We start from the raw sequence: 13,831 nt of genomic DNA on the forward strand, positions 1-13,831 counted from the left end.
TATTTAGCGTTAAAATGTATAAGTGGCATTCAACAAAAAGTTTCTTGGCGCTCCTGGTCCCAATCTGTTAGGGTTAAGACCTCCTAACCAATACGTTTCATCAAATATGTTATTTATTTTTAATGTTAACTGCATATTTACAAAGTTTGGCTTATAATAAACTGCCCCATCAAATACCGTGTAGTCTGGCAATAGTACTCTGTCAGGTAAGTAAGTAGGGTTATACCAAGTGTATCTCTCATCAACATATTGAGCGCCTAAACCGATTCCTATTCCCTTTAATAAAGAGTTTGAATTAAAATCGTATCTCCCCCAAATATTTGCATTATGCTCTGGAGCTCCTCCTATTCGTTCTCCAACAAACTCGGCAATAGCATCTTCTTCGATGGTTGCATCTGTATAGCCATAAGAAGCTATTATTTGTAAATTAGGTAAAATATAACCAGAAATATCCATTTCAAAACCTCTACTGCGCTGCTCACCGATGGTTGTTAAATTGTCTATATCAAAGGTATCACCAAGTAATATGTTTTTTTGAGTAATGCTAAAAACAGCTATGTTGGCAAATATTTTTCCATTTAGAAATTCTCCTTTGGCACCTATTTCTATTAAACTACTTTCAAGAGGATCAAATCTACCTGGTGATGCTGTCCAAAAGAAACCTTCTGCAGATGGAGATAACGAAATTGTATTGGTATGTGGTTGAAAACCTTCTAGATAGGTGGCGTATGCACTGATGTCATTAGTAACTTCATAAGTTACACCTATCCTAGGTACAAAAGCATTGGTTTCAAACTCTTGTTCATCTCCTTCATAATCAAAAATATCGGTAAACCACTCATACCTTAAGTTTACCAAAGCTGAAAATTTTCCGATCTTAAATTGATTTTGAAGATAAACCCCACTAGAGGTGGTTAAGTTTGCAGGAATCTCAAATCTTGAAAACACATAATCGTTGGTATTTCTAATTCCATTAAAAGGATTAGTTAAATCTAAATGAGGCACGGCAGGAACTAATAATCCATCGGCGGTTTGTTGAAAGTCATTGGGGTCACTGGTTCCAGGTCTGAATCTGGCAGTGGTACCATCATTTAACAAGTAATCTCTAGAGCTGTTTGCTCCACCGATACTTCTCTCCCAACGGGTTCCATCATAACCTACTAATATTTTATTCGTAAAGCTCTCTTTTTTGATGTCATAATTAAAAAATGCACTTATATTATCGGTGCTCCAATTTTGTTGTCTTTCAGCATATCTCATAGCAATAAGATTAGGAACAATATTCCCATCGGCGTCATAAGCTTGGCGGAATGCATCGGCTCTATGTTCTTGTAGATCTTCATCCCAAGTTTGTTTCATATACTGGGCATTGAAACCAAAATTTTCAGTAAACTTTTTACTAAAACTGGTCATGAATATGAATTCTTTGGTTTTGTAAAAGTCGTTAATTGCACCTGGGTTTAAGGTAATGGGTGTACTATTTGGATCGTAAGTATCATCGACAGCACCAAAAATTGGCTGACCTCTATCGATATTTCCATCTGCAGTATTGTAGATCATTTCTACATTTAATGATGTATTTTCATCGGGGATATAGCTTAACGATGGTGAGACTAATATTGCATTATTATTTACTATATCTCTAAAAGAATCTGCTTCCTGAATCGCTGCATTTAAACGGTATAATAAGGTTTTAGAATCGTTTAAAGGACCTGTAAAATCTGCGGTCGCTCTTAGAGTCCCAAAACTACCAGCAGATACCGAAACTTCATTACGTTTTTCAGTCAATGGTTTTTTAGTTACCATATTTACAGTTCCACCTGGATCAGCACTAGAAAATGTAACTGATGAAGGACCTTTAATAACTTCAACCCGTTCAAGGTGAGAGGTAATAGGCTGTAAAAAGTAAAACTGACGAGTACGCATACCGTTAAGTACTTGTCCATCATCTGCTTGGGTTATACCACGTATGTTGTAATGATTATACAGACCTGTAATTGCTACATTACTCACTGTTTTTACAGCATCGGGTAATTGAAATGCTTGGCGGTCTGCGATAAGCTCTTTGGTAACGGCAGCTACCACTTGTGGTAATTCTTTGTTTTTGATAGCTACTTTGGTTGCAGAAAACGAATAATCACTATTGTAATCTTTTCGTACACGACCTAGTATTTCTACACTTTGTAACTGTTCGGTGCCTTCATCTAAGGTGACAGTTCCTATATCATATGGAGTTCCTTCAGTAGCTTCAAAAGTATCTTTGAAAGATTGAAATCCTAAATATCGAATTTCAATATTGTAGCTTCCTGCTGGAGCATTGATCTCGAATTGACCAGAAGCATCTGTGAGTTTGCCAAAAGTATTCTCAGTGCTTATTAGGGATACGGTTGCTCCAACAATAGGTGTGTTTTGATTATCGACGATGGTTCCCGTTATTTTTACCTGTGCAAATGATATCGAACCTATAAGCACTAGTAATAGGGTAGTTAATGATTTAAAAATATTCATTGTGTGAATTTTAATTGAGTTTAGATAGTTTTTAAATATAGATTTTGTAGTTCTGTTGCGTTGATGTCTTTGGTGTCTGAGGTATGTACAAGTTTCCCTTCTTTCATAATGCCAATTTTGGTTCCCACGTTTACAGCATTAAAAATGTCATGAGTCGCCATGAAGATGGCTTTACCTTCGCTACTTAGTTCTTTGCATATATTGGTAAATTCTAACGTGGCTTTGGGGTCTAAACCAGAAATAGGTTCATCCATAAAAATGTAATCGGCATTTTTAGAAAGTGCAATAGCAATACCTACTTTTTGGCGCATCCCTTTTGAATAAGAAGACAGGTTATTATGGTGTGCTTCTTCCTGAAGCCCAGCTTTCATTAGAAAGTTTGATAGTTCGGTATTGGTGTATCTGAACCCAGCTAATCTACTAAAGAAGTTGAGGTTTTCGATTCCAGATAGATTTCCATATAATTGAACAACCTCAGGGATGTAGGCAATCATTTTAGTAGTCTTATTGTTGTTTGGGACTACCATTACGCCATTAATTGATGCTTCTCCACTTGTGGGTTCAATAAGACCTAAGAAAAGATTAATAGTTGTAGTTTTACCTGCACCGTTTTGACCTAATAAACAAAAAATTTCTCCTTTATCTACTGATAAATTCAATTGACTAAGTGCTTGGTGCTTACCATATGTTTTGGAAAGGTTTGTTGCTTTAAGCATATGTGTATGTTAAAAATTTGTTTGACGACTTGTATGTTTGGATTCGAATAGAATCTCTAACGAACAGAGACTGAAGGAAACTTTAGTGAAGAAAGTATAAATGAGTTTTTTGTGATTTAGAAACTCTTTAATTAAAGTGTCTTCTTACTAACTATGCATAGTATCTAATTATGTATCCACCGACTGAGCTATACATAAATAGGTATGCCGACACAAATTTGTGTAGGCAAATAATCATAATATAAAATGTTTCCTTTATGAGATTGGTGGGGGTTTGTTATAAATAAACCCTGGCGTAACAATTTTACCTTGTGGAGTGCGATAATACCTTAAGATCACAAGGGTGTTGGGGATGTTTTGTAATTTCCCTTGTTCGTAAGAATTGTCGTTTGCAATTAATAGTGGTTCTTCAGAATTAATAACAAGGTCACAAAGCTCACAAGTAATAGAAATATCATCATCTAAGAGGTGATCCAATTCATGCAGATTAAAAATCCTGGGAATCAGTATGGTCAATAGAAATAAAAAAGAGACGATATGTGTGCGTACACTTGGGTACATAAATGCAATTTCAGAAATATTGAGAACGTATTTTATATTTTAACAAAATTTTAATGATTTATCCATTAATACATGAAATACTCCTAACGCTCCCTTATTCATTGAGTTTTAAGTGTTTTACCCTTCGCCCTTTTCTAGAATACTTAAAAATTCATTTCGGAATGCAGATTCATTAAACCGCCCTCCGTATTCTATTGTTGTAGTAAAACTACTTTTATCTTTAATCCCTCTAGATGAAACACATAAATGTTTTGCGTTCACTACAACAATTACATCTTCTGTGTCTAAAGTTTGCTGTAAATCTTTTAGTATCTGCAAGCAAAGTCGTTCTTGAACCTGAGGACGGTGAGAATAATAGTCTACCAATCTATTAATTTTTGATAGGCCTACCACTTTATCTTTTGGTATGTAACCTACATGGGCATTACCTACAATAGGTAAAAAATGGTGTTCGCAAGCAGAATCGATATTGATATTTTGCTCTACCAACATCTTTTGATAACCATACTTATTCTCGAAAGTCGAAATTTTGGGTCGATTCTCTGGATTAAGACCATAAAACAATTCTTTCACATACATTTTGGCAACTCGGTAAGGAGTTCCCGAAAGACTGTCATCGGTTAAATCGAGCCCCAGTTCTTTCATAATCTCTGAGAAGTGATATTGTATTTTTTCGATTTTTGTATCGTCAGGTTTGTCGAAGGCATCACTTCGTAAAGGAGTCTCTACAGCTCCCGAAATATGTGCGTCTCCAGCAGATTCTATTTCCTCTTTCGTCATTTTCATAAAGCTCTATTTAGTTTTTACAACATTCCTGTTGGCATTGACAATACTTTTGATTGTAAAAATGTAAGCCTACCAATAAGGAAGATATCAGGTATATTGTTGCTTCAGGTATAGGTAATATTGATAATTTTTCGTTAATAATTATGATAAATAATAGTGACCAACTAATCCAAAAAGCATACTTCATTTTTGGCTCCGCAGTAGTTTTTGCAGATTTTCTGATAGCCATAAAAGAAAGTGCTAGAAAAATAATGTCTAACGTTTTCCACCAGGTAGGATGTACATCTCGTAGTATAGTAGTTCCCGAATGAGCTATAAAGAGAAAAGGTGTAGCGATGCAATGTGCGAGACACAAAGTGCTAGCTATCATTCCTAGGGTATCGGAGTTATTTCGTATATTAGCTATATTCACTATAAAAATGCTTTTGTTTTGATGCGCAAAGATAACATTATTTTATAAATGCAACTTTGTTGCGTTTGTAATATTTATTTATTTTTGACAAAACATTTTTATGATCCAAACAAGTGCGCTCCAGTTTGCTTATGATTCCTCAGGAATTGATGCTTTTTCTTTTCCTGATATTGATTTGCCTCCCAAAGAAAATTTGTTAATATTAGGGCCGTCTGGAGTAGGTAAAACCACGTTTTTACATCTTTTGGCGGGGTTGATACCTCCTAAAACTGGTGATGTTTTTATAGCTGATAATTGTTTGAATAGATTAACCAGAAAACAACTCGATCGTTTTAGGGGACAACATATCGGGCTAATCTTCCAAAATACACATTTTATTAGATCGTTGACCTTACTTGAGAATTTAATCCTTCGTGAGCGAATTTCTGTCAAGAAAAATGATCGTTATAGAAGGGAAGAACTATTAATGCATTTGGGGCTTTCTAATCTTCTAAATAAAAAGGTGTATCACTTAAGTGAAGGGCAGCGGCAGCGACTTTCTATTGCTTTAGGAGTTGTGCATAAACCTAAAGTTATACTGGCAGATGAACCTACATCAAACCTTGATGATGCAAATTGTGAAAAGGTAATTTCTTTGCTCAAAAAGGAAGCCGAAATTTGCAAAAGTAATTTGGTGATTATAACACATGATCAAAGAGTGAAATCACATTTTAAGAATCACATAAATTTATAGAAATTGTTATATCTGGCCTATAAGAACCTGGTTTCTAAACCGCTAAATACTATTTTGAGCGTTTTGTTACTCATGATAAGTATCGCATTGGCGACTTTTGTTTTACAAATTAGAAGTCAACTTAACCGGCATTTAGAAAGTAATATCAAACCATTTGATATGGTTGTTGGGGCCAAAGGGAGCCCTTTACAACTTGTTTTATCATCGGTACTACATATTGATAATCCTACAGGGAATATATCGTTCGAAAAAGCTAGAAATCTTGTTAGGGGCCGAATGGTTAAAGAAAAGATTCCCGTTGCTTATGGCGATAATTATAAGGGAATTAGAATTTTAGGTACGACAAAAAGATATTTAACGGTATATAGTGCAAGAATAAATCGGGGTAGGCTCAACGAAAAACCATTTGAAGTTGTTCTGGGAGATCAAGCAGCCAAAAAAATAGGTCTACAAATAGGAGATACTTTTGTTAGTTCTCATGGTCTTGCCGAAAGCGGATTCGAAACCCATGATGAAAAGCCATTTACAGTTACAGGAATTTTAAAACCCAGTGGAACAGTTGTTGATCATCTTATTATAACTACTTTAGAAAGTATTTGGCAGGTACATGAGCACGAGGATGATCATAGCGCTAATGAAGATGAACATGAAGGTACTCATGAAGAAGAAGAAGAACATAAAGAGGTACATGGTATCCATGATGGAGCTAAACATGGAGAAGAACAAGCAGATATGCCCAGTATCTTTACAGAAGATTATAAAGAGGAGCATAATGAGGGTCATGGCAAACATGAAGAAGAGCGTCATGTAGATCATGATCTGCATAAAGAAGAAAAGGAAATTACCTCAGTGTTGGTGAAATTTAGAAACCCGGTCGGAGCATTGCAACGATCCAGATTTATTAATGAGGAAACTGCGATGCAAGCAGCACTTCCAAAATTTGAAATCGAACGATTGATGAAATTTCTGGGAGTAGGTTTTCAAACGATTAATATTATGGCAATAGTCATACTTTTGTTTGCCGGGCTAAGTATATTTATCAACTTGGTAAAAACGGTTAGGGAGCGTAAACAAGAGTTGGCATTGCTACGAACCTATGGAGCAAATACTTTACAGTTAATGCTGTTAGTATTTATGGAAGCACTTTTTTTATCTTTAATAGGATTTGTTTTAGGCTGGGTATTCGGAAGATTAGGTGTCTTGGCTTTCTCAAAGTTCTCTACAAATTCTTATGGGTATCATTTTGCGTTTGGAACTCCAGATAGCAACGAATTATTTGTTTTTATTATAGTGATTTTAACTACTTTGTTAGCAGCAATTTTAGCCTCCTTATCCATATTTAAATTAAATGTTTCTAAAATAATAACCGATGCATAAAATAGTCTTTTGTATAACGTTTTTTATAGTATTTAAGTTTAATCTGTTTTCACAGCAAAACTTGAGTTGGAATGACTTTGCCGATGTAAAATTTTATAATGTCTACAGCGCTAAGTATGATGATATCTTTTTAAAACCGAAATTTGGACCTATTATAAAGTCCTACCAAGGTGCTAAAATTCGTGTTAAAGGTTATTTTTTAGATTTTTCTATTGATGATGATGGGTTTTATTTGCTTTCTAAAAACCCGAGGTCTTCATGTTTCTTTTGTGGAGGAGCAGGTCCAGAAAGTGTCGTTGAAGTTGTTTTTAAGAAGAAACCGAATTTTAAAACAGATCAAATTGTAGAGGTTACCGGTGTTTTGATACTCAATGTAGAAGATGTTGATCACTGTAATTATATATTGAAAGATGCTGTAGGAAAACTAATAGAATAGTGGATTAACTTAATTGCTGATCAAAGTGTTGTAACCATAAATTAACTGCCGAGAAGGATTATAATATTAAGGCCTATTATCGTATTTGATAATAGGCCTTTCTAAAAGTGCTGTTATATTATCTTATTCTTTTAGTGATACGGTTCGAGTAACTTTATTAAACGGGCCAGGAATTAAATTTCCAGCTTCATCCAGTAATTCGAGTTGTATAGTTACTTCTCCCATTGGAAGACCTTTAATAGTATGAGGAACCCATTCTGTAATCATGAATTCTTCACCATTAATGGTAGCACGTACTTTATGCCCGCTTGGTGAAAGGGTAGTGTTGAGAACAAAAAAGTCTAATAAGATTTGTTCCGTGTCTTTTCCTTTATACTCTCCTTTTGGTCTACTGTAAATTAAAGTAGGTGTCTTCATATCTAACCCAAAAGTATCTTCAGGGTTTTCTCCTACCACAAGTTTTCTAACTACTACAGAATTTTCATTTTTCACTGATTCATGAAATGAGCGACTCAAAAAAGCCACCAAATGATGTACACCCGCCGGAACTTCTTTTTTAAAGTTTGGTTCGTAGTGAGCTGAATAAGGTTGGTTGTCTAAAATAAAATGTATGTGTTGTCCTTTTCCTGAATTGGCGAGTTTTTCTGCATTTGGTCCCTCGGTTTGAGCTCCTAATTCGTAATTTTCTACTTTAAACGAAAAATCCATTTCTCCAGCTTTTGCAACTTCAATATTTTCTGGAGTATCTAATACTAGAGCTGCATCAGCATATGCAGGAGATCCTTCTAATTTTTCAAGAGTAATTTTAGGTGCAGCAGGTTCTTCTACTTTCTCTACCGTATTTTCTGCATTTTCTTCTTGATCTTCAGCTTTTTTTTCCTGTTTACAGGCTGTAGTGACCAAAAACAAAAGGGATAAAGCAATAACTAGGTGATGTGTGTTCTTATTCATTTCATTTTAGTTTTAGGTATTATTCGATTACTAAATTAAGCATTGTTTTGTATAGTTTATTAAAGTTTGAGATAGATTCTTTATCTTAATTTGTAATAACTATATTTTTAATGTTTTATGCTGTTGTGATTTTGTTCTATCTGGAATTGTTTGATATATTCTGTCGTTTATACATTATTATAAATAGTATTTATGCCCCACCATTAATTGCGTTTAAAAAAATAGTAGCTGCTATCCCAAAACCGGCCCCTGAAACAAACAGATTCCATTTAAAGTGCTCACCTCTTATCATCTTTGTGTACACCCATAAGGAAAACATAAAGAGCAATACTATAAAAATTTGCCCCATTTCTATACCAATGTTAAATGCTAATAATGGCATAAGTATACTATCGCCAAACAGCATGAATTTGAAATTACTTGCAAACGCTAATCCATGTATTAAACCAAAAATAAGGGCAATTCCATATTTTAGTTTTGTATCAGAAAATTTTCCGTGTTTATTGTAATTAATGATGTTGGCTATTGCAGTAATCATTATGGTAAATGGGATGAGCATGTCTATTAACTTGGAGTTTGCGGGAATAATATCTAAAGCACTTAGAATGAGTGTGCCACTATGTCCTATAGTAAACGCTGTTATTATAACTAATATTTGCTTCCATTGTTCTAGTTTAAAAGCAGCACATAATGTCATTACAAATAATAAATGGTCATAAGCGTTTATATCTACGATATGTTCCCATCCGTTAATAAAAAAAGAAGTTAAGTTATCCATTGAATATAAATATTATAAATTAAGTGGTATAGGTTCGTCTACTGTTGTTATTTCAAAATGATCTTCTGCAATAAAAGGAGGAACACGCACGGTAATCCTGTTAGATTGGAGAATTCCAAAATCTTCAAAAAAGAGCGTATTGTCAATACAAATTTGATCACCTTCTTTTATGGGAGGGACATCTTTTATAAACTTAAAAGAAACAACATTGTGTTCTTCAAAAACTTCAGACGATGAGTATTCGAGTGAATATAAAATATCATTGATATATATTTTATAGTATCTTTTAAAGTACTTTTCGATAGCGGTTTTATCTTCTTCAGATAGATTAGATACATTAAGGTTTTTTGTAAATGTATCATTCATACTGAAGGTGAAATCATCGATAAACACTCTACATTCAACATCGACCATATTTGTTTTGGGATTAAACTCTATTAATGATGATGATATTTTAATAGGGTGTACACTATTAAATGAGGTAGAAACAAATAGTAAACATACTGCATATATAATCTTGTAGAATTTGTTTTTTGTTTTCATAGTTGCGTATTTTATTTACATGGTATTTGCTGGGCTAACTGTTCTATAGCTACCTCCAAAATTTCTGGTGTTGTTTTCTCAGGAGTATATACCACCGATAGATTTTTAGATTGTAGATCTAAAATAGACTGGTGTACGCCATTTTCATTTTGAAGTCCTCCTTCTATTATTTTTTGGCATTTTTTACAAGCTGCTTTAGGGGTATTAATTACTAGCGTGGCATCGCCTTCTTTTTGCACTAGAATTCTTTCTTCTTTTTCTATTCTATTACATGAAGTTATGAACAGTAGAAGTGCTATTAAGATTGCATTTTTCATGTTCTGTTATTTAATTGTTTTTTTAGTGTTTTTGTTTTTAAACCTCGATAAAGAGCCTGTTGGGTATTGCATATTAAAACTGTTTTAAAAAAGTGATTTTACTTATAAATTGGGTGTTCTGTTGCATGGGATCAAACACATCGGTTTGCGTATCGTTAAAAACCAGATAAATGAATGACAGAGGCATATATTCCCAGCTAAATCGAGCATTCCAACGTCCCTGTTCATTGAAGCTGTTGTATTGATAAAACGTAGATAATTGAATTCGAGGGTTAAGTGCTAATCGTAAATTTGCAGTATAAAGATTTGTCTCTAGGTCTTCTTCTGCAATACCAACATTCCTAATATCATTATATTCGTAGTTAAGAGAAAAGGTGGTTTGAGGGATAGGAGCAAAACGTGCCGCAGCATTTATAGTTGTTCTTGTTCCATTATAAAAGTTACCAAAGTTAACACCAACATCTGCAGACCATTTTTTGGATAAGTCGGTGTTGTATTGCATTAAATATCTAGTGTAAAAATAATTATCCTGTTCAATTTCTAGTCCTAGGGGAGTAAAATCAAAATTGATATTTTGCCAGGTTGGAGTTGCAGAAATTTCCAAAAAACTGTTGTCCTTGAACCATGTGAATACCGGAAAAATATAAAGACTAGCTTGTTGAAATTTACTCGGATCCCTCGCATCGTGATTGTAGTTAATAAACATTCCTGGGTCCCATCTTCTAATCCAATTTATTTTTTTAGGTCTCCAAATGAAATACCCTCCTGGATTATGTCTAATCACATCTTTTTGTCTAACAAAACCTATTCTTGGGTTATAATTCTCATCGGTATATTCTGTGACCCATCCATAATAGTATTTGTTTGAATCGTTTCCTATAAAAATTCTACCTGCAAAACCGGTTTCCCCGGTAAGTTCATCCAGTGATGTGGATAGTAAATATTGTATGTCCCATTGACTGGTAGGACGAATTTGCCCATCAATTGTAATCGTTGTGTTGTTGTTGCGGTCCAGGTTTAGATCGTTATTACTATCATCTAATCTATGTGTGAGCATTACACCAATGTTGTTTTCCCTTCCATAATTTTTCAGATATCTAAATACGCCAAAATTGGTTCCAGGAGAATTATCTGTTTCACGTTGGCGAACTAGTAAACCGGCAAGGGCATTTTTTTCTGTACGCTGAGTAAATCGGATACCTGCATCAATTGGAGCGGGAGTGGCATTAAATTCTCCTTGAAGTCCAATTTGTCGACTAAAAAATGGACGTATAGATTGTTGTAATCCACCTGCCCATATTCCGGAATTTTCCAAAAAGAATTGCCTTCGTTCAGGAAAGAAAATATTGAAACGTTCCAAGTTGTTTACTGCGCGATCTACATCGGCTTGTGCAAAATCTGTATTTACCGTAAGATCTAAAACTGTTTTAGGATTTATAGCCCATTTTGCATCAAAACCAATTTTTGGATCGTTTAGTTTATCGGTAAGTTCATCTCCGATTTTTGTTTCATCATATTGGTACAATGCATAAGGTTCTACTCTAATATTGGTAGAAGGAGGAGGGGCTTCGATACCTGTTAGTTTAGCGGCATAGGTCATTCGATATGGCGTAAAAGACTGTGGGATAGCAGGAAAAGAAGATACTTCTATATCTCTTCTAGCATATCTCACTAATGTAAATCCTATTTCTATAGTAGCGCCTTCTTTGGGGAGATTGTATCGTAATGACTTAAATGGTATTGCCATTTCTACAGAATATCCATCCTTGGTTCGTTGTGTGCGAACTCTCCAAAGTGTATTCCATCCTGTATCGAAATTATTTCCATTAAAATTCTGGAAATCACGTTGATTACCATAGGGTGTTGTTTGAAAACCTTGAGCATATTGCTTTAAATTTTGAGGGTCAAGAGCGATTCCGAAAATATCGTTTTCTCCCCAACTAAAATCTCGACGAAGATCTTGAATACGAATTCCTTTTATTCCAACTGAGTCCTTACAGAAAGCTCCGATATAGAGGTTTTTGTCATCATAAAGAAAACGAACCTCGGTTTTATAGCGTACTTTACCTCCTTGTCTGGGTTCTCTTCTAAAGAAATCTTCAGTGATAGAAGTACTATTCCAATCAATTTCATTTAATATTCCATCTAATTTTATTTTTTTTTCAACCTTTGAAACGGTAACCTCTATAGGAGTTTCAGAAGGAGGGAAGTTCTCGTTCTTATTTTGAGACCAACCATTCAATTGGTACATAAGAAATAATATGAGAATAAGTCGGAACATACGTATAGCATTTAATTAAGAGACACTTTACCGTGTATTAATACTTTTTCCTCAATTATTCGTGGACTATAGAAAGCTTCGTTTTCAGGATGATAGACAAAACTTTTAATATGAATACCATGCTCTTTAAGTGTTTTGCCTAAAGATGTCGTTTCTAGTAGCTGTTTTTTTTGACTTCCAAGATGTCTTGATGCCAGTAACATATTTCGTAAGATAGGATGGCTCTCATTTAAAAAGTAATTTGGTAATGTTCTTTCTAAACTTGATAAGTTGCGATGTACTTTTAAAATAGTGTTGTTTTTAGTCCCGATATTTTTTTTGTAGAAATGATTAGTATACTTGGTAACAAAGACTATTTGAAGAATGTTTCGACTTTCAATAAAATTAATAAGGTTCTTTTGAGTAGTATCATCCCAGTTAAAATTAGCTCCTAGTGCCGTGTAGAAATATGCTTTTGCATCACAAATTTGATGCAAAACAGGTTCCATATGGTCCGACGGGCATATAAGAAATAAATAATTTCCTGATTCTGATTTATAAAGATTCATATACTAGTTGCAATATTTAATGGTAAAAACAAATGATGTGAGGCATTTGTTAAACCTACATCTAAGTGATTAGATTAATTTTGATGGAATTCGTTCTAGAGACATTTATGGCCTAGTATTCAAAACTCAAGAATTGTCTATTTTGAATTTTTTAGGTTCTAATTCTAGAAGGTGATCTTAAATAGCGTTTTAAATCGAAAAGAAATAATTGTGTCTATTGTGCTAGAAGCCCTAAAAATCTATAATGATCTATTAATGCTTTCATGTTTTTCAACACAACAGCGGACATTCTCAACTTTTCTACAATTTTTATCTTAATAAAAAAAGGGAGGAGGTTTATTATAAACACTTTTTGGTAATGTAGCACTATATTTTGAAGTGTTGTAGGTAAAGTCAATATTGTATGTTGGAAAAACCGTGATTGATTTTTGATCTTCCTCAACAAATACATCTCCGGAAAACAGTGTTAACTTATGTGATGTAGTAATGATTTCACATAATTCACAATCTATTTGATGATCATCATCAGAAAAATGGGAAAATGCATGAATATCAGCAATTCTAAGAAAAAGAAAAGCTGTCATAAAAAATATGCAGATTATATTTTTTTTGTAATGCGTACTCACATGCTAAATATAGGAATTTATTGGACTTTTAAATCTTAAGATAGTGATAAGAATTTTTTTCGCGATAAATTTAGTACCACAACGCCGGTTTGTTTAATAGAATACTAGACTATGTTGAACACATTATTTGTGTTTCGCAAGTCTAATTTGTTAAATATTTGCTAATTATTGTTAAATTAAGTTAATTTTTAGATTTACGTAAATCGTTGTTTTCTTACAAATTCTATTTGAAAGATTTTTCCTGTTAAATTCTTTTTG

General features: G+C 33.9%; 15 protein-coding genes. 3 read left to right on the forward strand and 12 right to left on the reverse strand.

The features are described from left to right. Positions 1-9: 9 nt before the first annotated feature. The 5 genes from M0D21_RS06695 to M0D21_RS06715 all read right to left on the reverse strand — a co-directional run bounded on the left by M0D21_RS06695 (position 10) and on the right by M0D21_RS06715 (position 4,983). Positions 10-2,508, reverse strand: a complete 2,499-nt coding sequence (locus M0D21_RS06695) for a TonB-dependent receptor (protein WP_248327679.1) — start codon at positions 2,506-2,508, stop codon at positions 10-12. A gap of 20 nt (positions 2,509-2,528) precedes the next feature. Then, entirely contained in the window at positions 2,529-3,224 is a 696-nt protein-coding gene (locus tag M0D21_RS06700) for an ABC transporter ATP-binding protein (RefSeq protein WP_248327680.1), read from the reverse strand. 255 nt (positions 3,225-3,479) lie between these two features. Continuing rightward, complete coding sequence (locus M0D21_RS06705) at positions 3,480-3,785, reverse strand: hypothetical protein (RefSeq protein ID WP_248327681.1); 306 nt, start codon at positions 3,783-3,785, stop codon at positions 3,480-3,482. 117 nt (positions 3,786-3,902) lie between these two features. Beyond that, positions 3,903-4,565, reverse strand: a complete 663-nt coding sequence (gene folE, locus M0D21_RS06710) for a GTP cyclohydrolase I FolE (RefSeq protein WP_248328229.1) — start codon at positions 4,563-4,565, stop codon at positions 3,903-3,905. A 16-nt stretch (positions 4,566-4,581) separates the two neighbouring features. Then, positions 4,582-4,983 carry a MerC domain-containing protein gene (locus tag M0D21_RS06715; protein ID WP_248327682.1) on the reverse strand — a complete coding sequence of 134 codons (402 nt, stop codon included), beginning with the start codon at positions 4,981-4,983 and terminating at the stop codon, positions 4,582-4,584. A 100-nt stretch (positions 4,984-5,083) separates the two neighbouring features. On the opposite strand from M0D21_RS06715, the gene M0D21_RS06720 reads away from it, so the two are divergent. From M0D21_RS06720 to M0D21_RS06730, 3 genes are read left to right on the forward strand one after another with little or no spacing between them, the layout of a single operon-like run. Continuing rightward, entirely contained in the window at positions 5,084-5,716 is a 633-nt protein-coding gene (locus tag M0D21_RS06720) for an ABC transporter ATP-binding protein (protein WP_248327683.1), read from the forward strand. Positions 5,717-5,770: 54 nt separating this feature from the next. Beyond that, entirely contained in the window at positions 5,771-7,093 is a 1,323-nt protein-coding gene (locus tag M0D21_RS06725) for an ABC transporter permease (protein WP_248327684.1), read from the forward strand. Further along, positions 7,086-7,529, forward strand: coding sequence for a hypothetical protein (locus M0D21_RS06730; RefSeq protein ID WP_248327685.1), 444 nt, complete (start codon positions 7,086-7,088; stop codon positions 7,527-7,529). The genes M0D21_RS06725 and M0D21_RS06730 overlap by 8 nt, the downstream gene beginning before the upstream one ends. A 123-nt stretch (positions 7,530-7,652) precedes the next feature. Here the strand turns inward: M0D21_RS06730 and M0D21_RS06735 are convergent, their stop codons facing one another. The 7 genes from M0D21_RS06735 to M0D21_RS06765 form a co-directional block, all read right to left on the reverse strand. Beyond that, positions 7,653-8,480: a hypothetical protein gene (locus M0D21_RS06735; protein ID WP_248327686.1), complete on the reverse strand. Its 828-nt coding sequence runs from the start codon at positions 8,478-8,480 to the stop codon at positions 7,653-7,655. Between the two features lie 190 nt (positions 8,481-8,670). Then, positions 8,671-9,258: a HupE/UreJ family protein gene (locus tag M0D21_RS06740; protein ID WP_248327687.1), complete on the reverse strand. Its 588-nt coding sequence runs from the start codon at positions 9,256-9,258 to the stop codon at positions 8,671-8,673. Between the two features lie 12 nt (positions 9,259-9,270). Then, entirely contained in the window at positions 9,271-9,801 is a 531-nt protein-coding gene (locus M0D21_RS06745) for a DUF6702 family protein (RefSeq protein ID WP_248327688.1), read from the reverse strand. An 11-nt stretch (positions 9,802-9,812) separates the two neighbouring features. Then, positions 9,813-10,118, reverse strand: a complete 306-nt coding sequence (locus M0D21_RS06750; RefSeq protein WP_248327689.1) for a heavy-metal-associated domain-containing protein — start codon at positions 10,116-10,118, stop codon at positions 9,813-9,815. A 73-nt stretch (positions 10,119-10,191) separates the two neighbouring features. Next, positions 10,192-12,399, reverse strand: a complete 2,208-nt coding sequence (locus M0D21_RS06755; protein ID WP_248327690.1) for a DUF5916 domain-containing protein — start codon at positions 12,397-12,399, stop codon at positions 10,192-10,194. 11 nt (positions 12,400-12,410) lie between these two features. Next, positions 12,411-12,947 carry a hypothetical protein gene (locus M0D21_RS06760; RefSeq protein WP_248327691.1) on the reverse strand — a complete coding sequence of 179 codons (537 nt, stop codon included), beginning with the start codon at positions 12,945-12,947 and terminating at the stop codon, positions 12,411-12,413. Between the two features lie 314 nt (positions 12,948-13,261). After that, a complete protein-coding gene (locus M0D21_RS06765) occupies positions 13,262-13,531 on the reverse strand; it encodes a hypothetical protein (protein ID WP_248327692.1) in 270 nt (89 codons plus the stop codon). Positions 13,532-13,831 lie beyond the last annotated feature (300 nt).

It is taken from the genome of Aquimarina acroporae (assembly GCF_023195925.1).
Taxonomy (GTDB): Bacteria; Bacteroidota; Bacteroidia; order Flavobacteriales; family Flavobacteriaceae; genus Aquimarina; species Aquimarina acroporae.